Consider the following 22,086-nt stretch of genomic DNA (forward strand, 5'->3'; position numbering starts at 1 on the left):
CCGACCATTAGCATTGCAGCACTCCAACCAGATCAATGGCCGGCGACATGGCATATCGGGGCGAGAATCATTGGAAATCCAGACGGAAGATTCCAACAGTTGGGTAGTATTGTTTACGGTGGGGAGCCTCTGACGCAATACAAAACTCCTCGCAGAACTAGGGCAGGAAAGAACGTTCGACGCCGATGCTTCTCCTGTAGGCCAACGTCCGATGGGAGCAGTGTGACAGAGCATATTTGCATTATCCCTCACAACGATCTCCTGTCAAGGTAAAGCCTTGTCCAACGACACATGAGTCTGAACGGGATAGCGTGTTTCCACGCTGAGATGGGTTTGAAAGCGGACTGGAGTCTGGGATTATCCGGAGATGATCGTGACTCTACATACCGACAAGCTCAGCACCCTGGAGCAACTACGTGCCTTCGCCAACGGTACCCAGGCCAGATCCTTCCAAGCGTCCAGCCGCCAGGAAGTCTATGACTGTATCGCCGACTGTCCGACGAGCAGACCGAGCTCCAGCTCATGGGTCGCCGCAGTTTCCAACACTTCTGTGGTCTGGAGCAATCCGCGAACATTCTGGACCGCACGACCATCTGGAACTTTGAGAACCGCGTCGACGCGGACGATGTGGCGGCACTGTTCGCTGAACTGGATCGACAGATCCGTGCCCAGAGTCTGGAAGCCCACGCGGGGCAAATCATGATGCGGCCTTGGTGCCCGCTCCCAAGCAGCACTTCACCAAGGGGGATAAAGAGATCCTAGAGCAGAACGCCGTCCCGGCGGACTGGCGTCCGGCCAAACGGCGGCAGAAGGATCGGGATGCCAGTTGGACCAGGAAGCACGGGAAAAGCCATCACGGCCACAAGGTTACGGTGAGCGTGGACCGCAAGCACAAGCTGGTTCGCAACCGGATGCCGATACGGCCAGGGTCCACGACTCTCAGCATCTGGCATGGAGGCGGTCCTGGACGAGTGGAATACCAGTGAACGAGGGCAACCAGTACGACTTACCTGAAAAGTACAAAACCACACCCTCGCCATCAGCCTTCAGCATCTTCAGGTCCACCCCTCGCCCCACCTTCCTCGGCAATCCATGAAAATACGCCAACCCCACCGACACCCACCGGCGCAGAAATTCCTCTCCCTCCCCACTTTCACGCATCATCGCCAGCATTTCCTGCTCTAATTTTCGCTGACGGACCTTTTGGGCGGCACCATCTTTGACTTTAGGCACCACAACATCCGCCGAATGCACCTCACGCAAATATCGCACAAAACCCGATAAAGCTGCTCGTTGACCCGGCACCTTAGCCAAATAAACTTCCACCGTATTCTGGTCTGGCTTCTTCAGTCCCATTTTCTGGTTCTCCAGCAACAGGGCTTTCGCAGGTACCATGGCAAGGCGCGCGGAGCGCAAACTCAGCTTTCCAGCCTTTACCTCTACCAAAAGTGTGTCGTGGTAGCCTTTCAGTATCCGTAATCCTGCCGGATCGCCTTCCAGCGCTTTTAGCATACCAGCAATTTGCCGTTTCTCGGAATCCTCTGCCTGCACAGCAACATCTTTGACCACCAACCCAACTTCCTGCATCCATCGCATGGGAAGCCGCACTCTGCGTAGCCCTTCAGCGCCAAAGTGAGCAACCAAACGGTTATAGTTGGGGATAGCCTCCCAAACTTTCTCGATCTCCAGAAAAAAGGATAGATAGCGGTTCACGGAAATGGCCGCCTTGTTATCCCCGACAGTGACGGCCAACCATGCACCAAATCCCTCAAAATGATCCGCCATAACCCGCACAGAAAAAGCTGCCCGATTCATAGATATCCGCGTTCTCATGAGGCATCGCCAATAGCAGGACTCACACTGAGCACCTCTGCCAGCCGGCATAGATTGTCCACATTCATGGCAGAGGATCATTCCGCCATCAAGACATACTTTGCACAAGCGCCGCCCATCGTCGGTCACCACCAAAAGTCTATGGTGGTGGCAGGCATGGCAGTTTCCGTGATCGGCATGGGCGCATTTTGGGCAAAGCCGTAGATTATGATTGAACCGAGATACCCGCGTTAGCCTTCTCGACAACTCGCCACAAAGCTCACAGGCCTCAGCCTCCCTAAAATAATTCGCACAGGAATTACATACAGGGCCAGAGCGCGTCACCCGTCCCACTCGGAAGTCTGTCTTTCCACACCGGATGCAGGGCCGGGCCACCGCACAGCGACGACACACAGCAGCCATATCCCTGCGCGGCAACCGTGCGTAGTTCCCACACTTCGGACAAAGTCGGCGCTTAAATTCTCGTGCGTAGCATGTGGAACAATACTTATGGCCGTGATAAACCCGCGTTATTTTTCTGCCTCGCTTGCCACATTCGTCGCAAATCACCTCAGCCGAAGGCGTCACCACCATATCCATCATCGCAGCGACATCTCCAGCTTGCGCTGTAATCGCTGCCACATGCGCATTACTTCGTGACGCGGCCGGGGTTGGCCAGGTTCGCGTATTGCCTGCTTTCTGTACCCTCTGGCGTTATCAGGCAGTTGCGCGAAAACCTCAGCGAACAAGTCTGGCATCCGTTCTCCCTTGCTCACAAAACCTTGGCGGGTAATACCGGATTCCTGGAGATGCTTAGACACGTCGGCCAAGTCGGTTCGCATCAGTTTCCACAGCGCGCCCAGCAACAGGTGACGTTCCGCTGTGCCAAGCAGTTCAACCCCTGTGCCGGGATTCAGCGGTAACTCAGGGACTGCAACCCCCATCCGCTCCAGAAATGCGTGCAAAGCCTCCGCATCGCTACGATTAGCTCTTCGTAATAATGCGGACAAAAAAGACGCACCGGCAAACCATGCATCGGTCTCCGTCGGGTGTGCCATGAACTGACCACTGCCATGACGAATCGCCTCGTCGCCTGCATCCTGGAACGCCATGACATCGTCCGAACATGGCGTAATAGCGCCCACATCCCGCAAATCTCCTTTGCAGGTCGCGCAGACCGCCACATGACCATCCTTCGCATGCAGTCGGTGTGGCTCTAAGGGCACCCCACAATGTGGGCAGCGGTCCAGCAGAGCACAATGATGATGCACACAAACCACATGCCACGCGAGACGCCATTGCAGGCGATAATAGGGGATACGGTCATCGCGCAGACAAGCTGGACAATACTGCAGACCGCTTCGCCTCTTGGTATTCCGCGCACCCAGCGCCAATATCCACGGCCACACGGCCTTGTCGGGCAGGGGTCCATTACTGACACGCTCAGCGATCCTTTTCAGCGTAGCAGCGCGAAAGGAAGACAGCGGAATTCCCGCAGGGACGACCAGCTTATTTAACGGTGCGTCATCAAGAAAACGGTCCACGTCTCTCGTCCATATGCGCCACTTTGGCCATACGTCTCCGGTAAGCACCATCGGGTCGCAGCCTTGGGCAAGCGCTGCACGCACCAGCCACGACGAGATAATTTCATCGGGCAGCAGAGGTACAGAACGCACCCAACGCGGGCGATCTATACCAGTTCCCGGATGCCACGCGTAGGCCGTAGCCATTGCTTTCCCTCTATGATCGATTTGTCGATTTTCTCCGTACCAGTTTTAATGGCTTCCACCGCACACGCCACCAAAAGGCGATGCAGATTACCCAGATTCCCTTCGGAAATAGCAAAAAGCAGACTTACCGTCTCGCTTTGATGTAACAAAGAGGGATTTTTAAGCGGTAATACTTGTTCAAAACTCGCTACCAGTTGCTGAAACTCTGGGTTCAATTCCCATGGCGGCAACGTGACCACATCAAAGCGGCTGGCATGCTGTGGGTCCGTGTGCAAAACCCGGACGGCCTCTCTGGTGCCCACGCCGACGATGGGAATCGCCAATTCGTTGCATAGCAGCTTGATGGCGTTCATGACCTCGCGTTGCTTGGTCACCGTCCCCGTCAGGAGAGAGTGGAACTCATCGATTACCAGGATACGCACATGGCAGTCTCGCATCAGATGAACCACCTGATAGCGCAGCTTAGAAGCCGGGTCCGTCGCTCGGTACGGTGTCCAGAAACGCTCCAGGATCGCTATATACAACCCCTTTTCGTCTGCGCTGGGCGGCGCTTCGCTTACAATAACTGGTTTAACGGGTTCGGCATTCTCATTGACGTAGCCCTCTCCATGCAACTTCTGAAAGCGCCGAATAATCGTTGTCTTCCCGTTATTGGAGTCACCAACGATCAGCAGATTAGGCATGCGTGGGCGCATGGGCTTTTCCATTAAACCGCGCAAGTTATCCAAAAGGCGATTAGCCTGGGCATAACCAATCCAACGCGGCTCGTCGAGAAATGCCATGCGGTCCTTATCCGACATTCCTAAAACATGGCGGAATTCCGGATGAATATGAGCGAGGTCTATCATGCAATATCATCCAATGGCTTAACAACGCCTTCCAGCAACATCGAGGCAGGGGCCGCTTTCTCCAATACGCTTCTATTTGAAGTCAGCGGCTGTGATGGAGATACCTTTTTCGCGTGTTCCTTGCGCTTTTGCTGCTGGCGACGCGCCTTTTTCGTCCTTTCCGACGAGCCATCGACCTGTTGCCGCAGATCATTCAAGGCTTGGAGCACCATGACCTCATCCACAGATTTCATACCCTGCTGACGAGCGCGACTTACCGCCTGCTGGTACTCCCAGATACTCATGCTCGGCATCGCCTGATCCGCGTATGGGACGCGAAAATACATTTTTAACTCAGGATCATGGAACCAGATCACGCTGATATCACGGGGATCACGGCGGAAAATGAATTGCCGCTTTTTACCGGGGGTATCCGGGTCATCCGCATTGATCCACTGCCGGATAACGTCCGCATAATAGGTCAGCCCATCTACGGAAACACCATCCGCCTGAATAGTCCGCTTGAACATCGGCAAGAAGTCATATAACAATACCTCACGATTCGCAGGTAACGCGGGCATTCCACGGCCCGGGGTGTCTTTATCCCCGAAGATACCCAGTTCCCACTTTTTCTCGGGCGTCATACCGATGGAAGAATGGAGTCGCTTGTGATACACCTTGCAAATAAGAGTAACCAGCCATGTTTCAAATTCCGACTTGGTCATCGTAGCGTGCTTCTCGGAGTCGTATTCGTCCCGTTCTTTTATCGACGAGAACGTAGTTCCGGGTAGATCATGGATCTCTTTCAGCATGGTGCCCAATAAACGTTCGATGTGACCACCATAGCGGGGCTGCTTTACCGGGCGGTATTCAAGCCGAATATTGTACATCATGCAGGAATTACGGAAGCTTTCCGAGCGAAAATCCGATCCATTATCCACATGAATGGTCGTCATCAGACCAGACACCGGCCATTTTGCATCGACATGATGCAAGACCAACCAATCATCTTTGGGAAGTATAGCTTGCGCCACACACATTGCCACAGAGGTTACCGAAGGTGCGTCAAAGGACAGATAGTAGCCAACGATCATGCGACTAAAAACATCTATTGCCATAGTAATATAGGGGCGGCCAATGGGTTTGCGATAAATATCGTCAACCAGAATAATGTCTGCGGGTGTGTGGTCTATCTGCACAACAGCCAATGGATAATCCGCGTTGGGGAACTGACTAGGGACAGGAATAAACTTGTTCTTGGCCTTCTCACGATATCCCCGTTTGCGTAGCGTCTCCCGCTCACTAATCTCAGCAACCCTGGCGCGTATCGTGTTCGGGTGCGGGATCTCAGTGAGTTGCGCTTCAATGCACCGTCGGCGCGCTTCCAAAACCACTTTCTGAACGGAGGGCCGCTGCACAGTCAGATACAACGCATTGATAACGTCCTGAATAATCTGTTCCGCATGCAACGATATTTTCTTGGCGCCTCTCCTGACCCCTCTTTTCTCCGGCATGAGTCCGTCAAGAGTTCCCGCATCCCGATATAGCTTCAGCCAACGGTAAAGCGTGGTGAAGTTGATTCCCACCTCTTGAGCTCGGGCCTCTACTTCACGTCGCCCCACGTCAAATCGGTCCAGAAGCGGTTGTATCGCGGCATATCGGGATTGCGCCGTCTTCCAGTCTTCGTCGGCAACGGTATCCAGATCACGAACCATTACGGTGCCACCCACTGCAGGCGCCAAGTCTGCAATACGCAGGGTGCAACTCCGGGCAGACTCCACATCTAACCCAATGACGGTTTCCAAATCTAGCACCTCAGTGATGCGATAAATCTTTCCGGAGGTCACCACCATCTTCCCTGGCGCAGGCAGAAACGTTTGTCGGGCCGGCTTAGTCATGATCCGGCACCCAAAGTTCGCTGGCGTGGGACAATGGCTGTGACCAGTCGCACTCCATCCGTGCAGTCGCCAGCAGGTGCCACAGGTGGCTAATGCCTATGGCGCGGTCCACTTCTCCAAAAAAGTGGCGGGCCAACAGGTGATCGAACGTCGCTGTCCCCATTTGACGCAGATTCCCGATAATCCATTCAGACTCTTCCGGCACGAACTGCATTTGCCGATACCGCTGCAGAAACATGGCATTCTTCCAGCGTTGGTCGCGGATACGCGGTTCATGCCTCAAATGAAATACGTAGCCGCCCTCCTTGCAATAAGTCATGGCCGCACGGAATTTTGCTTTCCATTCGGGTAGATGCTCGTCCAGTTCGCTGGTGGGCTTCACCTCAACAAGAATAGGAGCGCGGTAAGGCCCAGGATAAGCCCGATAAGTCACCAGATAGTCAGGCGTATAAGGATAGGTTTGCCCGTTAGAACCAATAAACTCGATGGTCGCAGGTTGCGAAACCACATCCAGCACCGTTCCGTCCGTTTCAAGTCGGATCAAAAAGTCGCGTTCCAACGTAGACTCGAAGTCTACTGGACCCACGCCGCGAAACGGATAAAGCCCGGAAACACTACGCCGGGTCGTACCGATCTTGCGCCTGGAGGGGTTATCAACTTTGTTGCAGCTATTGATATTCATCTTGAACCTTGTAGCGGCTATTGGTGGTATTGTGTAGCAGCAATTGGTGTAAATCAAGCGGCGTAAGCAGTTGTTTCATGGTTCATAGTGTAGCATTAATTGGTAGAAGTCACAGAGGCTCACATCCCCGTCCCGGAGAAATCAGCCTGGCCCATCATGGCATTCTTTTTCTGGATGAAATGCCCGAGTTCTCACGGACTGTGCTGGAAGTGTTGCGGGAGCCGCTGGAGTCCGGTGAAATCCACATCTCCCGGGCCGCCCGCCAGAGTACCTTTCCGGCTCGTTTTCAACTGATTGCCGCCATGAATCCCTGCCCTTGCGGCAATCTAGGGCATCCTCGCCAGCCTTGCACCTGTACGCCAGCCCAGATTGCCCAATACCGCAGCCGCCTGTCCGGCCCCTTGCTGGATCGTATGGACATACAAATGGAGGTCCCTGTCCTGCCGGTAGAGATGTTGCAAAACGCCCCGCAGGGCGAAAGCTCTGCCTATTGGCGGGAGCGGATCAGCGCCGCCATCGATATGCAGTGGCAACGCCAGTCGCTGCGAAACGCCCAGCTTCAGGGCGAGGCCCTAGACCTGCATTGCGCTTTGCCGCCCGAGGGCGTCCGCTTGCTGGCTCGTGCTGCGGATTCGCTGCACCTGTCTGCCCGTGGCTATCACCGCATTTTACGAATCGCCCGCAGTATTGCCGACCTGGAAGCCAGTGCCGTCATCCACACCCAACATTTGGCCGAGGCCATTCAATATCGGCGCTTGGCGCAGAACCTGAAACTATAGTCAACAGTATCGACGGATATCTCATTTATCGGGGCAGGGCTGTTTCCGCTTCGGCGATGTGAGCCATGCGGTCAAAATAGGTCTGCGCCCGCTGGGGATTCTTGGGCACCCCCAACCCTTTTTCATAAGCGAGGCCGAGGTCAAAATCCGCTCGCGCCAACCCCAGGCGTGCGGCCTTCCGATACCAATGCAGGGCCTCCGGCCAGTTTTTGCTGACGGTGACTTCCTCGCGGGTAATGCGTGGCGCGTAGAGCGTCCCCAGATAAAACGCGGCTTCGGCATTATTGCCCTGGGCCAGATCCTGCAGATGGTGCAGGGCGGCGGGGTCCGTTTCGGCCTGATTGCGCAGAGATTCCATATCCTCTGCCGCAGCCAGTGCCGGCAGGGCGACGAGCGACAAAAACAAGAGCATTTTGGCCAGGTTCATCTCAACTCCTTGGCAGAACTGTCAGGTATCGGCATGTTCCCGAGTGGCATGGAAGACCACCTGCGGCCAGCGCTCCATGGTCAAGTCCAGATTCACCCGGGACGGTGCCAGATAGGCCAGCCGTCCACCGGCATCTTCCGCCAATTGTTCTTCATGCTTGCGGGTAAATTCTGCGAGTATTTTGGGGTCCTCACAATGAATCCAGCGCGCGGTCTGGACAGCGACGGGATCAAAGAGCGCTTCCACGGCATATTCGCCTTTCAATCGCTCGGCAACCACCTCAAACTGCAGCACTCCGATGGCTCCCAGGATCATGTCGCCCCCCTGCAAGGGCTTGAACACCTGGGTGGCGCCCTCTTCCGCCAATTGCTGCAAGCCTTTTTGCAATTGCTTGGCTTTCAGGGGATTGCGCAGGCGCACCCGGCGGAACAATTCCGGCGCAAAATACGGAATCCCGGTAAATTGCAAGGCCTCGCCCTGGCTGAAACTATCCCCGATCTGGATACTGCCGTGATTATGCAAGCCGATGATGTCACCCGCATAGGCATCTTCCACCAGCTCACGCTCCTGGGCCAGGAAGGTGATGGGATTATGCACCTGAATATCTCGCCCCAGACGCAGATGGCGGATTTTCATTCCCCGTTGAAAATGTCCGGAGCACACCCGAAGAAAGGCGACTCGATCCCGGTGCTGGGGGTCCATGTTCGCCTGGATCTTGAACACAAAACCGCTGAAAGCCTTTTCTTCGGGGCTGACCATGCGGCCGGTGGTCGGCCGGGGGCGGGGTGAGGGTGCCCAGTCAATCAACGCCCCCAGCAACTCGCGCACCCCGAAGTTATTGATGGCCGAGCCAAAAAATACCGGGGTCTGCCGACCCTCCAGAAAACCCTCCAGACAAAAGGGGTGGGATGCAGCGCGCAACAATTCCACCTGCTCGCGTAATTCCGGCATTTCTTCGGGATAGCGGCGATCCAGTTCGGGATTATCCAGACCGACGATGCGTTCCAGTTGCTGATCACGGGTTTCTTCACCCGGAGCGAATACCAGCACTTCATCGCGCAGCAGATGATAAACGCCCCGGAAACGTTTCCCCATGCCGATGGGCCAGGTGACCGGGGCGCACTGAATCCCCAGCACAGACTCCACTTCATCCGTGAGCTCCGTAGGGTCCCGGCTTTCCCGGTCGAACTTGTTCATGAAGGTAATGATGGGTGTATCGCGCAGGCGGCAAACTTCCAGCAACTTGATGGTCTGGGCTTCCACACCATTACCGCCGTCAATCACCATCAGGGCCGAATCCACGGCAGTCAGCACCCGGTAGGTATCTTCAGAAAAATCCTGGTGACCCGGCGTATCCAGCAAATTGATGACATGATCGGCATATTCAAACTGCATCACCGAGCTGGCGACCGAAATACCGCGATTTTTTTCGATGGCCATCCAGTCGCTGGTGGCATGGCGGCTGCTTTTGCGAGACTTGACGGTGCCCGCGAGCTGAATGGCGCCGCCAAAGAGCAGCAGTTTTTCGGTCAGGGTGGTTTTACCCGCGTCGGGGTGGGATATAATGGCAAAAGTGCGGCGGCGCTGAATGGCATCCATAAATGCATCCGCCGTCGATTCCAACGCTTCGGGGGAAGAGGACATGATTTTTAACCTTCTTTGAAAAAATGCATATCGCGCTGCAGTGGCAGGGACAGGATCAAGGCATCCTCGCGACCTTCGATGTTACGATAATAATTCAAGCGTACCCCAATTTCATGAAATCCGGCGGAACGATAGAGTTGCTGGGCAGCGACGTTGGAAACCCGCACCTCCAGAAAGGCGCGCTCCGCCCCCAACTGTCCGGCACGACAGAGCAGGTGCATGAGCATCTTGCGGCCATAGCCCCGGCGCCGCAGGGTCGGGCTCACCCCGAGATTCAAGACATGGGCTTCCGCCGCCCCCGTAGAGAGCACCCCAAATGCGGCCAGATCATCGGCTTCGTCATCCATGACCCAGGCATCATATCCGGCCTGGATACAGTCCCGGAATATACCCCGGGTCCAGGGTCCCGGAGAAATACGGGATTCCAGATCTGCTACCGCATCCAGGTCTTTCGCCAGCATGGGACGCAGGTTCATTTTTGCTGGCCCACCGGCAAAAAAGGCCGGATATAATGAGGCTCCAGCTGAGCTGCCGTGCAACCAGTGTCCCCCCTCAACTGCCGGGCACTGGCTAGTCGCAGGACGGCTGCGGCCTGGGGATAATGATCTTCCGTCCATCCCAGAATGTTTTCCTGTTGCCATCCGGCATGGTACAAGGGCCAGGCTGTGCCCACTCCCCAATAAAACCCCTCCGTTGGCCAGGCTGTAGCCCCGGGCGGGCAAACCCGCTCTGCCCCCTGCAATACGGGTAGGCCGTCGGCACCCTGCACATACACGGCGGCATACACTTCGCCTTTACGGGCATCCAGGGCCGTCAGCACCCGGGGCTGGGCAATGCCTGCCGCCAATGCCTGCAAACTGGAAACCGGATAAACAGGCAAGCCCCGGGCCATCGCCAAAGCCTGGGCGGTACTCACGCCAATACGCACGCCCGTGAAACCGCCAGGCCCTATCCCACAGGCAATGGCATCCACATCGATGAGTTGCAAACCGGCGCGCTGCAATATCCGGGTGATCATGGGTAAAAGAATCTGACTGTGGGCATTGGCCAGCACCTGACATTCTTCGATCAGCCCATCTGGTCCATTGATCGCCACTGAGCAAGCCTCGGTAGCCGTATCCATGGCCAGAAAAACCGGCATACTCATGACGCCGCATCCTGCCAGAACTGTTGCACGGCAAACAGGTCCGTCACCCGCCGCATGGGTGGCAGGCTGTCCAGGAAAATCTTGCCATAGCCTTTACTGCGCAGGCGGGGATCGCACAACATCAGGACGCCACGATCATTTTCCGAGCGAATCAACCGTCCCACCCCCTGGCGCAGCGCAATCACCGCCTGGGGAATCTGCAGTTCCCGAAAGGGATCACCGCCGGCGGCCTGACATTGCTCGGTGCGCGCCCGCAGAATCGGGTCGGAGGGACTGGCAAAAGGCAGCTTGTCGATGATGACGCAGGACAGGGCTTCGCCCTGCACATCCACGCCCTCCCAGAAACTGGCCGCGCCCAGCAGGACGGCATTTCCCAAACTACGAAAACGATCCAGCAAGCGGGAACGGGGCATGCTTCCCTGCGCCAGCACCGGAAAGTCCAGGCTTTGAGGTAAATGGGATGCGGCCTCCTGCAGGGCTCGATGACTGGTAAACAGCATGAAAGTACGTCCGCCACAGGCTTGAATCACGGGAATGGCCGCCTCCAGACAGGCCCGCGTGTAACCCGGATGATGGGGTTCGGGAAGACCGGAAGGTAAATACAGCAAAGACTGGCGGGGATAATCAAAAGGTGACGCCGCCGCAAAGGTCTGCGCCCCGCAAAGCCCAAGGGCTCTTTCAATATTGGCAAAGCTGTCCCCCACCCGGAGAGTGGCGCTGGTCAATATCACTGCCTCAACGGGTTCCAGCAAGTATTTTTGCAGGGGCGGAGCCACATCCAGGGGTGTCGCGTGCAAATGTACCGTCCGGGGTTTTTTCTCCATCCAGAAAACCATGTCTGCCGCGTCATGGTGCAGAAAAAACACGACGCTGGCCAGCAAAACCTCCCCCCGAGCCGCGCATTGCTCCAGTCCCTTGCCGCGTGCAGAAGCCTGCTGCAGCAGTTGCTGCAATGTATTGACGGTCTGGTAGACCAGCATGAATACCGACTGGGCGGGCGAACCGGGCGTTAGCGCCCAGGACGTACGCTCCTCTCCCGCGCCCAGGACGCTGCGCCATGCGCTGGTCGCCTTTTCCAGCTCTGCGGCAGCCTGCAGCAGCGGAGTATCGTCGGGTGCTTCTGCGAGAGCTTCACTGCGGCTGTCCCTGGCCCAGTCCCAAAGCTGATGGCTACTGAGCTGCCTGCCAAAATAACGGCCAGCCAAGTCCAGCACCTGATGGGCCTCATCGAGGATCATCGCCTCCACCCGGGGCAGCAGATCGCCCATCCCGTTGGCCTTGAGGGCCAGATCGGAAAACAGCAGGTGATGATTCACCACCAGTAAATCCGCCTCCTGGGCCTTACGCCGCGCTTCCACCACATGACAGCGCTGATAATCGGGACAGTCGCTCCCCAGACAATTATCCCGGGTGGATGTCACCAGCGGCCAGACTCCCGAGTCCTCAGGAATGCCGCCGACTTCGGCAATATCCCCTTCACGGGTGCGACCGGCCCAATCCACCATTCTGGCGAGGGGGGCAGCCAGGAGCGGGGCCACCCCATCGCTACTGAAGCGCTGCAGGCGGTGCAGGCACAAATAATTGGAGCGCCCCTTGAGGCGACTGATGCGCAGCGGTTTTCCGACGACCTTCAGAAGCACGGGAATATCTTTTTCCAGAATCTGATCTTGCAACGCCTTACTACCGGTGGAAACCAGCACCTTGCGTCCGCAGAGCATGGCCGGCAACAAATAGGCAAAGGTTTTCCCGGTGCCAGTGCCGGCTTCCAGCAGGGCCACCCCGCCTTGCTGCAAAGTCTGAGCGACCTGCGCGGCCATGGCCTGCTGCTGGGCACGCGCCCGAAACTGCGGCAGGCGTTGCGCCAATGCCCCGTTCTGACCCAGCTTTTCTGACCAGTCTCGTATGGTCACTGGCAACGCCTGAATTTCATGCCTACTCCCGCTTTGCAACTCGTCCTGCTATTTTTACATATTTCCGTCACAAAAAGGGCATTCATGTACAAACGCCGCGCACATATTCTCTTCTGGCACCCCCATCAGCCCGAAAAAGCCCACTTTGCCGCACAATTGGCCAATCAGTTGGGCAGCCAATGGCTGGAGGCCAAGGCCGAGTGTACGGAGCTCTCCTGGCCGGACCTTTTGATCGCCCTGGACTGTGATGGCATCCCTGATCGGGAACGTGCCGCCCATACCCAATGTAAGTTCTGGCCGACCCTTCCTGACAACGACGCTTTGCGCGCGCGCATACTGGGCGTCATCGGGGGTTTTCAATTGCTGGCCAGGATGGACCATAGTGGGCCACCGCAGATCCCGCCCCAAGACTGACGGACAATTTTGACAGCGAGCGGCTCAGCAACTAAACCTATAAAGATCATTGCGGGTTGATACACCCTGATTCTCATCCCACACAGGAGGGTTATATGGAGGTTGTTCATAAGGATGCGCAAGGCATCACCATTCGTTTCGACAAGAAGGATCTGTCAAAAATAGTCGAACCCATTGTCAAAAACGCCGAAAGTTTCGCCAAGGACACGCTGGATATGGTTTACCTGCTGGCCGAGCAGGATTATCGAATCGACGATCATTTCCAGCAACCACCACACGTTTTCGAGTAAGGAGGAACTTATGCAGATTCGGGAAGAAAAAGAACACAGTGTGGAGTTGCAGCTGACCGCTGCCGAAGCAGAACATGTTGCCCGGAACATTCTGGACAATGGCAAGCTGGCAGGGGATGCCGCCGTTGCCTTGGCTGAACTGCTGCAGAAGGAAGGGTTCACACCCGACAAACTCGCTGCTGAACCCCTGCGGCATGAGTGGAAAAATCCTGATGACATGAATCAGACTGCCTGAGCCATTGGCCGATCCGGAGCATCGGCGCCTTCCGCGCAACCGGGAAGGACGAGCAATGGCCTGGTGGGCATCCATCAGCTTGATTGTCGTCACATTTCTTCGGCATGGATGTGTTTCTGGGTGGCCTGCTTTCCTACGGAAAGCTGTGAACGCATCCTGAAACTCAGGAAGCGTGAGATCCCGGCAGGCTCCGGGCACCATCATAATGGGCTGCCCAGTATGGATCATTCAGGCTTCCCACCTGCACACCCGTCCGCGGCGTCTGGGCGCTGACAAAACGTTGATGGCCGATATAAATGCCCACATGGGAATATGGCCGATGCATGGTATCAAAAAACACCAAGTCTCCAGGCTTGAGGTTTTCCCGGGACACCCTGCGCAATTCCGCGGCCTGGGCATAAGAAGTGCGCGGCACCCGAATGCCAAACTTGGCCAGTATGTATTTCACAAAGCCGCTGCAATCAAATCCTGAAGGGCTCATGCCTCCCCAGCGATAAGGCGCGCCAATAAACTTCAGCGCGGAAACCACCATGGCGCGGGGTGACAACCAGGAGTCTCCGGAAGACGAAGCATCGCTGCTGTCGCTTTCCGCATACCGGCTGGCCTGCTGCGCAATATCATTGGCCAATTGCGCAGCAGCAGCCTGCGGACCCGTGGTGACATCCCCATTGGCCTCCAAAGCCTGGAGCGGATGACGAGCCCAGTGATAGGCCTGACTGGCCAGCATTTCCAAGGCCAAACGCAAATGCGACTGATCGGGCGTTGAAGTGACCGTCACGGCATCCACTGGTGTGGCCACCTTGACCGGCGCATCTGCAGGAGTGCTCGCGGTTGTCAGCCCAGTTTTCACCAGCACCAGGGATTGATCGATAAATTCAGGGCTGGCGACAGAACTCTTGCTGATCTCGGGAAAAGACTGGAAATGATAGGCGTAATCCGGTACGGGTTGAGGCTCTGCCCCTACCCCCGCAAATTCGACGGGAGAAAGATGCATCAATTGCAAGGCCGTGGGTGTCAGGGCCGTATAATCATCTTCAACCACGGGCAAAGGGGCGTGCCTGCCTGAAAGGGCATGGAGATGCTTGACGGAATGATACCGCGCCGAGAGCAAATGCCCGTGAGAATTCACATGATGGAAGCCGTGCTTAACCCCCCGATGGGAATATGCCTTTACCGGATGGGTGCTAGCCTGAGCCACACCTGACCAACCTAAACACATGGATATTGCCAAAGCCATCTGCCAGCGATGCTTCTTTTTCATTCTTAATCTCCAGAATCACCTGGGAATTATCGCTGCATAATCTGCCAAGAGGCTGATTATGCAGCGACATTGCCATTTCTCATACCAGATAGAGAAACTTCGAGGCTACCCCCCTGAACCCAATAAAAAAGCCGAACAACGGTTCGGCTCGATCCACATTACCCAGAGTATGGCGCACCCAAGCTAAGCTCGGACCAAAAATAGCGGAATCCCGGAGAGGCAAGCTCCCAAAGACCCCTGTATTTTCTCCCGAATGCATCCGAATATTAGCCATTAGTAAAATAAATGCTCCATAGTCCTTCCTTGGGAATATAGGGGGAATTGTCCAAACAGGCAAGCCCTGAAACGTCATTTTTGTTACACGCCCGATACTTTAATTGAAACTGGCCCGAGTATTGCTTGAATATCCGAAGATAGAACAAAAGCGGAGTACGCGCATGTCTCTTTTTGTTGCAGGGAATCAAAGAAAGCCTATTTTTTCCATGGGGTTGGCGTTTTTGGTCATGCTCATGGCAGGCAGTCTCAGTACAATGGCTCAGGCTACGACACTGGCCACGGCAGCCGCCAGCTTTGCCCCAAACCGCACAGCGGCAACGCCGGCGCAGATCTGGCAGCGACTGAAGCACGCGCGCTGGTTCACTCAGGGCACTGGTCCGAACACCATCTACCTCATCTTCGATCCCAACTGCCCCTACTGCCATCTCCTCATCAACGAACTGCAAGCCCTCCTGAAACCCGACGCCCTGACTATCCGCTATGTGCCTGTCGGTTTTCTGGAGCCTTCCAGCATGGGCAAGGCCGCTGCCATTCTGGAAGCCAAAAACCCGCTTCAGGCCCTTTGGGAAAATGAAAAAGGGTTTACAGAAAAAGGGCATGATGGTGCCATCCAGGAAATTCTGCCCAGCGCTGCGACCGAAAAAGCCCTGAAAAACAATCTCAATATTCTCGAAGCCACCGGTCAGAAGACGGTACCTACCATGCTTTACCAAAACAGCCGAAACCAGCCCCGGATTGTCTGGCAGGTTCTCGATCCCAAAAATCTGGCGCAGACGTTGAAGAGCCTCCACAGAAGGTATTGACAGGAAGCACCGTTTTTATAATATTAAGAATCATTATCGTTAATATTCTAATAACGGAGCGTATCCATGCAGTCTCGTGTTCCAGTGTTAACGGCACTGTGTGCAGCGTCCTTTCTGGGTTGTTCGGAAGCGGCTTTCGCGGATGCTGCGAACGGCACTCCCGAATCCGCCGTTCCCAATATCCCCGGCCTCTCTGCCAAATATCTGCCCGCCTACATCCATATCGAGAATGGGCTATCCTGGGCGGGACATCTGGACAGTGAAATTTATTCCAATTTCTCCGGGGGGATCAAGCCCGGTAGTGAAGGCAATATCGTCGGGCAGATCGGCGCTGAATATGACACCGGAAAAGCCGGGCTCTGGAAAGGTGGCAAATTCACCCTCTCCCTGATGGGCATTTACAGTAGCGCTGTCCAGCAAAACTACAGCGGCGACATTCAGACTGCGAGCAACATCTGGGCACCCAACGCCGTGCGCTTTTACGATGCCGCCTACCGGCAGCGCTGGAATGACTGGCTCAACACCCGGGTCGGTTATATGGATGTCAATTATTACTTCGATGTGACCGCCAACGCCCTGCAACTCCTCAACAGCTCTTTTGGCATATCCCCCACCATCACGGTGAATGTACCCGGCACGGCCACCTATCCCTATTCGGGGCTGGGCCTGCTGGTCAGCACTCACAGCGCGCATCTGAGTAACAAGTTTGCGATTTTTCAGGGAGATCCCCAGCACCAGACGTCCGCTTTTGAAAGGGGCTATATGGCTCTGTGGGAAGGCGCGCTGCATTGGGGTCACAAGGCCGACGAAGATATGGAAGACAACAGCGATGCGTATGGCCAGTATGCGTTGAAAGTCGGTGTCTGGCGTTACCAGCAGGCCAATCCTGAGCATTATGGACTGTCGCCGAGCACTGCGGGGGCTTATGGCATTATGGAAGGAAATTGGACACTGGCTGGCGACCGGCAACTGGGTGCATTTCTGCAGGTCGGAGCAGCTCCCGAGAATATCAATTCCGTTCCCTGGTATCTGGGTCTGGGCCTGCGCCTGGGGCACCCCTTTGCCAGCCGTCCGGACGACAGTGTTTCCGTGGGTATGGCCAAAGCCTGGCTACGCCCGAATGTCGTGGCCACGGGTCTGGATGTGGACCAGTCCCGTATTCATGCTGCCGAAACCAGCTATGAACTGACCTATGTGGCAAAACTGACCGAGCACATCAATATCCAGCCAGACCTGCAGTATATTCAGCATCCCTCGGGCTACTATCCCGATGCGCTGGTGGGCATGCTCCGTCTGCATGTCGAATTTTTCTGAAGCGGACATTCATCCCATGCCTACCCATCCATCAGCAACATCGTCTTGTCGTCTGGATCAACTCAGCAGCGCGCATTCCGCTCAAATCACCCAGATCACGGGAGATCTCGCCCTGCGGCAACGCCTGAAAATGCTGGGCATCCGTCCGGGAGTCACACTGAAAATCGTCCATGGCCCCAATAAACGCGGTGTGGTCATTCAGATTCAGGGGGGACGTTTTGCCATTGGCAAAAGCCTGGCCCAGGAAATTCTTGTGGAAAAAATACGGACATGAGCGCTTGTCATCCCAATAATGCAACGACTGCCTTGACATCTTCTGGAAAAATGGTCGTTCTGGCAGGTAATCCCAACTGCGGAAAAACCACGGTTTTCAATCTGCTTACCGGCGCCCATCAACAGGTCGGCAACTGGCCTGGGGTTACGGTGGAAAAACGCAGTGGCAGCCTGCAACTAGGCCACCATAAAATAGGAGTGGTGGATCTCCCCGGTGTCTACAGTCTGATGGGTGGTGGTGGCGAAGATCAGCGGGTAGCCCGGGATTTTCTGCTGGATGCGCCGGTCGATCTGATCATCAACATTGTTGACGCTTCCAATCTCGAACGCCACCTCGCCCTGACGGCGGAGTTGCTGGAAACCGGCCATCCCATGCTGCTGCTCATGAATATGACCGATGAAGCAGCAGCGAGGGGCTGGAAACTGCGTTGTTCCGATCTGGAAAAGGCTTTGGGGATTCCCGTAGTACCCATGGTAGCCCGCAAAAATCAGGGGAAGGATCAGCTATTGCTGACCATGACCCAGGCGCTGCAGCAGCGGCCTCGGGGACACCCGGTGCAGTATCCAGTGCCGGTGGAAGAAGCCCTGCAAACCCTGGCGGTTACGCTGTCCGATCCCAATACTGCTCGAACCCGCATCGCAGCCCTGCGCCTGAAGGAGGGTTCTGCAGAAGCGGACAGCCAGCAGACGCAAACACTGCTGAAAAGCCTGCGCGAACAACTCCAGGCCATCACTGGCGAAGATCCAGCCGATCTGATCATGGACCGGCGCTTTTCCTGGACTCAGGAAATGGCTGCCCTCACCTTGCAACGCTCGGGCAAGGCTGGCCTGCGCGAAAGCATCCATCATCATCTCGACCGCGTCGTCCTCAATGACTGGCTGGGTGTGCCAGTGTTCCTGCTGGTCCTCTATCTGGTATTTGTGGTGAGCTTCAGTGGCGGCAATATTTTCCTGGATTTTTTTGATCAGGCTTCGGCCGCCCTGCTGATCCACGGCGTCGGGCATCTCCTGTTGATGGCCGGCTTGCCGGACTGGCTGGTTGCGGTCATCGCCGGTGGCGTGGGCGGTGGCCTCAATCTGGTCTTCTCCTTCATACCGCCCATTGGCCTCACCTTTCTCTTTCTGGCCTTTCTCGACGACTCGGGCTACATGGCCCGCGCCGCTTATGCCATGGATCGCCTGATGCGCCGCCTTGGTCTGCCGGGCAATGCCTTGGTTCCCATGGTCATCGGTTTTGGCTGCAATGTGCCGGCCATCATGGGCGCGCGGATTATCGAAGATCCGCGCGGACGGATTTTGACCGTGCTGATGCAGCCCTTCATGTCCTGTTCGGCAAGGCTTACCATTTACATGGCATTTGCGGTGGTGTTTTTCCGCAGCAATGGGGGTCAGGTGGTGTTTGCCCTGTATGTCCTGGGTATTCTCGTGGCCCTGCTCACCGCCTGGCTGCTGGGCAAGACCGCTCTGCGCGGCGAGGCCATGCCCTTTGTCATGGAATTGCCGCCTTATCGCCTGCCGAGCTTTCGCAGCGTGGTCCTGCAAAGCTGGCAGCGTTTGCGGATATTCCTCTTTCGGGTCGGCAAAGTCATCGCCGTCATCGGTGTGGTCTTGTTCATCCTGCCCGGTATCGGCTGGACCAGCCAGGGCTTGCGCAGTACGGACATCGATCATTCCCTGCTCGCCCAGGGGAGCCAGGCGCTGGTTCCGATATTTGCCCCCATGGGCATCCAGAAGGACAACTGGCCTGCTGTATCGGGCCTCATCGCGGGTGCGGCCGCCAAGGAAATCGTCATTGGGACCCTCAATGGCATTTACCAGCGACAGAATGCTGCCGACCTGATGGCCGATTACCGCCATCCCGACATTGCCGGACAGTTGGAGGATGCCCTGCACAGCATTCCCGCCAATACCCTGACTTTTTTCCGCACCCTGGATGATCCCCTGGGTCTGGCGGCCATGGGCTCTACATCCGCCACTGAGCAAGCCTCCGGTGCCGAGAGCGCTACCCTGCAGGCCATCGCTGCCGGCTTCACGCCCCTATCGGCCTTTGCCTATCTGGTATTTGTCCTGCTCTATGTACCCTGCGCCAGCACCATGGGTGCCCTGCGCCGGGAAGTCGGTTGGGGATGGATGGGATTTTCCCTGCTCTATGGCACGGGCCTCGCCTGGGGAAGCAGCACCATGATTTATCAGATCGGGACCATGGCCCTTCACCCGGCCAGATCCCTGGCCTGGATTACCGCTATTCTGGCAGTGTTTGGCATACTGATCATGGCCCTGCGCATTTATGGCCGACGCCATGATTCCCGCCCAGCCCGCCTCCGCAAACAGGCGGCGTCATGACGACGCTATTTGCAGTGCGCGACCTCCTGCGCAAGCAGGCATTGCTGACCAGCAGCCAGATTGCCGCCACCCTGAATCTGTCAACGGATATCGTAGACGACATGTTGCGTTACTGGCAGCGTCGTGGTCATGCCGAAGTCGTTCCGCTTCATGTTTCGGAATCTTGCGGCAGTACCTGCGCCTCGGAGACCTGCACAGGATGCAAACATGCGTCTCAGCGCCCGGACATGCTGGTCTGGCGCTGGCGAGAGCCATCCGCAACCGAAACCGTTGTGACGTTTCATCCCCGTTACCGATCCTGAGCCGAACAGATACCCGGCATGGCCTCTTGTCCGCTTCGGTAGCTCCTCTATACTCGTAATCGGGTAATGATCCACCAATTCTGGGACAGGAGCGCATCGTGCAGGTAAAAGTCGCTGCCATTCAGATGGCCGTTGGGGAGAACGAAGCAGAAAACATCGGCAAAGCCGTATGGATGGTGAATAATGCGGCCGATGCGGGCGCCAACATCGTCCTCCTCCAGGAATTATTCAGCACACCCTACTTCTGCAAGGATCAGAACCCGGAATTTTTGGCTCTGGCCCAGCCCCGCGCATCCCATCCGGCATTGCTGGCCTTGCAAAAGCTGGCGAAAGCCCGCCATCTGGTTTTGCCGGTGAGCTTCTTTGAACGTGCCAACAATGCCTTTTTCAACAGCCTGATCGTTTTTGACGCCGACGGCAAAAATCTGGGCTTGTATCGCAAGGCTCATATTCCCGATGGTCCCGGTTACCAGGAAAAGTTTTACTTCAGCCCCGGCGATACCGGCTTCAAGGTTTTCAACACCCATTATGGGCGGATTGGAGTCGCTATCTGCTGGGATCAATGGTTTCCCGAGCCGGCCCGCATCATGGCCCTGCAAGGTGCCGAAATCCTGTTTTATCCCACGGCCATCGGCTCCGAACCGCGCTCCCCGGAAATCAACAGTCGGGGACACTGGACCCGGGTCATGCAGGGTCATGCGGCCGCCAACCTGGTGCCTGTGGTTGCCGCCAACCGTATCGGCACGGAAATCGGCGCAGAAAGTACCCTCACCTTTTATGGGGGATCTTTCATCAGCGATCCCACCGGCGCGCTGCTCGCCCAGGCCGATCTGGAAGAAGGCATCCTCTATGCGGATCTGGACTTGCGGCAACTGGCAGCACAACGCGCTGAATGGGGAGTATTCCGGGATCGGCGCCCGGAACTCTATGGGCCCATTCTCAGCCTCGATGGAAACAGCGCCGATGGCTGAAATCCTGCCCCCGGAACCCCCCATCATCGCCCTCAGTGCCTACGAGCGTAATGGCGAACCTTTTTCCTTGGCCCCTCAGTATGCCGCCGCCGTCTGTCAGGCGGGGGGTCTACCGATCCTCTTTCCGCCACAGTGCCCTGAAGCGCGGAGTATCCTGTCGCGCTGCGATGCCTTGGTGCTGACGGGTGGTGGAGATATTTCTCCGGAATTTTATCGCGCCACCTGCGATGAAAGCATCCACATGGTCCATCCGGATCGTGATGCCGCAGAAATCGCCCTGGCCCGGGAAGCCATCGCCCGGCGCATTCCGGTATTGGGCATCTGTCGCGGTCTGCAAATCATCAATGTCGCCCTGGGTGGAGATCTCCTTCAGGATTTACCCAAAAATATCGGCACCCGCATTTGCCATCGCAACCAGGATGGGGACCCCATCATGCATGAAGTCATTGTGCTGCCCGACACCCTGCTGGGCGGCATCGTGCGCCGCGACACCCTGGAAATTTCTTCCTGGCATCATCAGGCCATTGCCAACATGGCCCCTTCCCTGCGCATCAATGCCATTGCCGAGGATGGCGTCATCGAAGCGGTGGACATGCCGGACAACCCCGACATTTTTGCCGTACAGTGGCATCCGGAACATACCGCTGCCGGCGACCCGCACCAGCAGGCGCTGTTCAACTGGCTGGTCAAACGCGCCGAACGCCGCATCGTGCGGACCATTGAACGTCAGGAAAACAAAGGCTGATTC

23 protein-coding genes are annotated in these 22,086 nt (G+C 56.4%); 12 read left to right on the forward strand and 11 right to left on the reverse strand.

Translation table 11 applies throughout. The annotated features are described in order from the left end of the window. The first annotated feature begins 492 nt into the window (after positions 1-492). Positions 493-762 (forward strand): transposase, encoded by a 270-nt coding sequence (locus ACJU26_RS12085; protein WP_414041978.1) that lies wholly within the window; start codon positions 493-495, stop codon positions 760-762. A gap of 177 nt (positions 763-939) precedes the next feature. Here ACJU26_RS12085 and ACJU26_RS12090 read toward each other — a convergent pair whose 3' ends face one another. The 5 genes from ACJU26_RS12090 to ACJU26_RS12110 form a co-directional block, all read right to left on the reverse strand. Continuing rightward, positions 940-1,815 (reverse strand): hypothetical protein, encoded by an 876-nt coding sequence (locus ACJU26_RS12090; protein ID WP_374759952.1) that lies wholly within the window; start codon positions 1,813-1,815, stop codon positions 940-942. Positions 1,816-2,411: 596 nt separating this feature from the next. Further along, positions 2,412-3,542: a TniQ family protein gene (locus ACJU26_RS12095; protein WP_310514674.1), complete on the reverse strand. Its 1,131-nt coding sequence runs from the start codon at positions 3,540-3,542 to the stop codon at positions 2,412-2,414. Next, positions 3,503-4,390, reverse strand: a complete 888-nt coding sequence (locus ACJU26_RS12100; RefSeq protein ID WP_310514673.1) for a TniB family NTP-binding protein — start codon at positions 4,388-4,390, stop codon at positions 3,503-3,505. Before ACJU26_RS12100 ends, ACJU26_RS12095 begins: the two co-directional genes overlap by 40 nt. Beyond that, positions 4,387-6,267: a Mu transposase C-terminal domain-containing protein gene (locus ACJU26_RS12105; protein WP_310514672.1), complete on the reverse strand. Its 1,881-nt coding sequence runs from the start codon at positions 6,265-6,267 to the stop codon at positions 4,387-4,389. The genes ACJU26_RS12100 and ACJU26_RS12105 overlap by 4 nt, the downstream gene beginning before the upstream one ends. Beyond that, on the reverse strand, positions 6,260-6,949 hold the full coding sequence (locus ACJU26_RS12110; RefSeq protein WP_310514671.1) for a heteromeric transposase endonuclease subunit TnsA: 690 nt from the start codon (positions 6,947-6,949) through the stop codon (positions 6,260-6,262). The genes ACJU26_RS12105 and ACJU26_RS12110 overlap by 8 nt, the downstream gene beginning before the upstream one ends. A gap of 77 nt (positions 6,950-7,026) precedes the next feature. Here ACJU26_RS12110 and ACJU26_RS12115 point away from each other — a divergent pair, with 77 nt between their 5' ends. Continuing rightward, positions 7,027-7,728 carry an ATP-binding protein gene (locus tag ACJU26_RS12115; RefSeq protein ID WP_414039886.1) on the forward strand — a complete coding sequence of 234 codons (702 nt, stop codon included), beginning with the start codon at positions 7,027-7,029 and terminating at the stop codon, positions 7,726-7,728. A 25-nt stretch (positions 7,729-7,753) separates the two neighbouring features. On the opposite strand, the gene ACJU26_RS12120 is transcribed toward ACJU26_RS12115, so the two are convergent. From ACJU26_RS12120 to ACJU26_RS12140, 5 genes are read right to left on the reverse strand one after another with little or no spacing between them, the layout of a single operon-like run. Next, positions 7,754-8,155: a tetratricopeptide repeat protein gene (locus ACJU26_RS12120; protein WP_414039887.1), complete on the reverse strand. Its 402-nt coding sequence runs from the start codon at positions 8,153-8,155 to the stop codon at positions 7,754-7,756. A gap of 21 nt (positions 8,156-8,176) precedes the next feature. Next, complete coding sequence (locus ACJU26_RS12125; RefSeq protein ID WP_414039888.1) at positions 8,177-9,799, reverse strand: peptide chain release factor 3; 1,623 nt, start codon at positions 9,797-9,799, stop codon at positions 8,177-8,179. Positions 9,800-9,804: 5 nt separating this feature from the next. Beyond that, positions 9,805-10,275 carry a ribosomal protein S18-alanine N-acetyltransferase gene (rimI, locus tag ACJU26_RS12130; RefSeq protein WP_414039889.1) on the reverse strand — a complete coding sequence of 157 codons (471 nt, stop codon included), beginning with the start codon at positions 10,273-10,275 and terminating at the stop codon, positions 9,805-9,807. Continuing rightward, positions 10,272-10,946 (reverse strand): tRNA (adenosine(37)-N6)-threonylcarbamoyltransferase complex dimerization subunit type 1 TsaB, encoded by a 675-nt coding sequence (gene tsaB / locus ACJU26_RS12135; RefSeq protein WP_414039890.1) that lies wholly within the window; start codon positions 10,944-10,946, stop codon positions 10,272-10,274. Before tsaB ends, rimI begins: the two co-directional genes overlap by 4 nt. Then, the gene (locus ACJU26_RS12140; RefSeq protein ID WP_414039891.1) at positions 10,943-12,856 is read right to left on the reverse strand and encodes an ATP-dependent DNA helicase; all 1,914 of its coding nucleotides are present in this window, start codon (positions 12,854-12,856) and stop codon (positions 10,943-10,945) included. The genes tsaB and ACJU26_RS12140 overlap by 4 nt, the downstream gene beginning before the upstream one ends. A gap of 84 nt (positions 12,857-12,940) precedes the next feature. On the opposite strand from ACJU26_RS12140, the gene ACJU26_RS12145 reads away from it, so the two are divergent. The 3 genes from ACJU26_RS12145 (at position 12,941) to ACJU26_RS12155 (ending at position 13,795) form a co-directional block, all read left to right on the forward strand. Beyond that, complete coding sequence (locus ACJU26_RS12145; protein WP_414039892.1) at positions 12,941-13,270, forward strand: hypothetical protein; 330 nt, start codon at positions 12,941-12,943, stop codon at positions 13,268-13,270. Between the two features lie 95 nt (positions 13,271-13,365). Continuing rightward, positions 13,366-13,560 carry a hypothetical protein gene (locus ACJU26_RS12150; RefSeq protein WP_414039893.1) on the forward strand — a complete coding sequence of 65 codons (195 nt, stop codon included), beginning with the start codon at positions 13,366-13,368 and terminating at the stop codon, positions 13,558-13,560. A 10-nt stretch (positions 13,561-13,570) separates the two neighbouring features. Next, complete coding sequence (locus ACJU26_RS12155; protein WP_414039894.1) at positions 13,571-13,795, forward strand: hypothetical protein; 225 nt, start codon at positions 13,571-13,573, stop codon at positions 13,793-13,795. Positions 13,796-13,958: 163 nt separating this feature from the next. On the opposite strand, the gene ACJU26_RS12160 is transcribed toward ACJU26_RS12155, so the two are convergent. Beyond that, entirely contained in the window at positions 13,959-15,056 is a 1,098-nt protein-coding gene (locus tag ACJU26_RS12160; protein WP_414039895.1) for a C40 family peptidase, read from the reverse strand. A 437-nt stretch (positions 15,057-15,493) separates the two neighbouring features. On the opposite strand from ACJU26_RS12160, the gene ACJU26_RS12165 reads away from it, so the two are divergent. From ACJU26_RS12165 to ACJU26_RS12195, 7 genes are all read left to right on the forward strand, one after another. Next, positions 15,494-16,135 carry a thioredoxin fold domain-containing protein gene (locus ACJU26_RS12165; RefSeq protein WP_414039896.1) on the forward strand — a complete coding sequence of 214 codons (642 nt, stop codon included), beginning with the start codon at positions 15,494-15,496 and terminating at the stop codon, positions 16,133-16,135. 66 nt (positions 16,136-16,201) lie between these two features. Continuing rightward, positions 16,202-17,449 (forward strand): carbohydrate porin, encoded by a 1,248-nt coding sequence (locus ACJU26_RS12170; RefSeq protein ID WP_414039897.1) that lies wholly within the window; start codon positions 16,202-16,204, stop codon positions 17,447-17,449. Beyond that, the gene (locus tag ACJU26_RS12175; protein WP_414039898.1) at positions 17,433-17,723 is read left to right on the forward strand and encodes a FeoA family protein; all 291 of its coding nucleotides are present in this window, start codon (positions 17,433-17,435) and stop codon (positions 17,721-17,723) included. The genes ACJU26_RS12170 and ACJU26_RS12175 overlap by 17 nt, the downstream gene beginning before the upstream one ends. Further along, entirely contained in the window at positions 17,720-20,065 is a 2,346-nt protein-coding gene (feoB, locus tag ACJU26_RS12180) for a Fe(2+) transporter permease subunit FeoB (protein WP_414039899.1), read from the forward strand. The genes ACJU26_RS12175 and feoB overlap by 4 nt, the downstream gene beginning before the upstream one ends. Then, positions 20,062-20,367: a FeoC-like transcriptional regulator gene (locus ACJU26_RS12185; protein ID WP_414039900.1), complete on the forward strand. Its 306-nt coding sequence runs from the start codon at positions 20,062-20,064 to the stop codon at positions 20,365-20,367. The genes feoB and ACJU26_RS12185 overlap by 4 nt, the downstream gene beginning before the upstream one ends. 98 nt (positions 20,368-20,465) lie before the next feature. Then, the gene (gene aguB / locus ACJU26_RS12190) at positions 20,466-21,338 is read left to right on the forward strand and encodes an N-carbamoylputrescine amidase (RefSeq protein WP_414039901.1); all 873 of its coding nucleotides are present in this window, start codon (positions 20,466-20,468) and stop codon (positions 21,336-21,338) included. Continuing rightward, positions 21,331-22,083, forward strand: a complete 753-nt coding sequence (locus tag ACJU26_RS12195; RefSeq protein ID WP_414039902.1) for a gamma-glutamyl-gamma-aminobutyrate hydrolase family protein — start codon at positions 21,331-21,333, stop codon at positions 22,081-22,083. Before aguB ends, ACJU26_RS12195 begins: the two co-directional genes overlap by 8 nt. The last annotated feature ends 3 nt before the right edge of the window (positions 22,084-22,086 follow it).

This window comes from Acidithiobacillus sp. M4-SHS-6 (assembly GCF_047421495.1).
In the GTDB taxonomy this organism is placed as follows: domain Bacteria; phylum Pseudomonadota; class Gammaproteobacteria; order Acidithiobacillales; family Acidithiobacillaceae; genus Acidithiobacillus.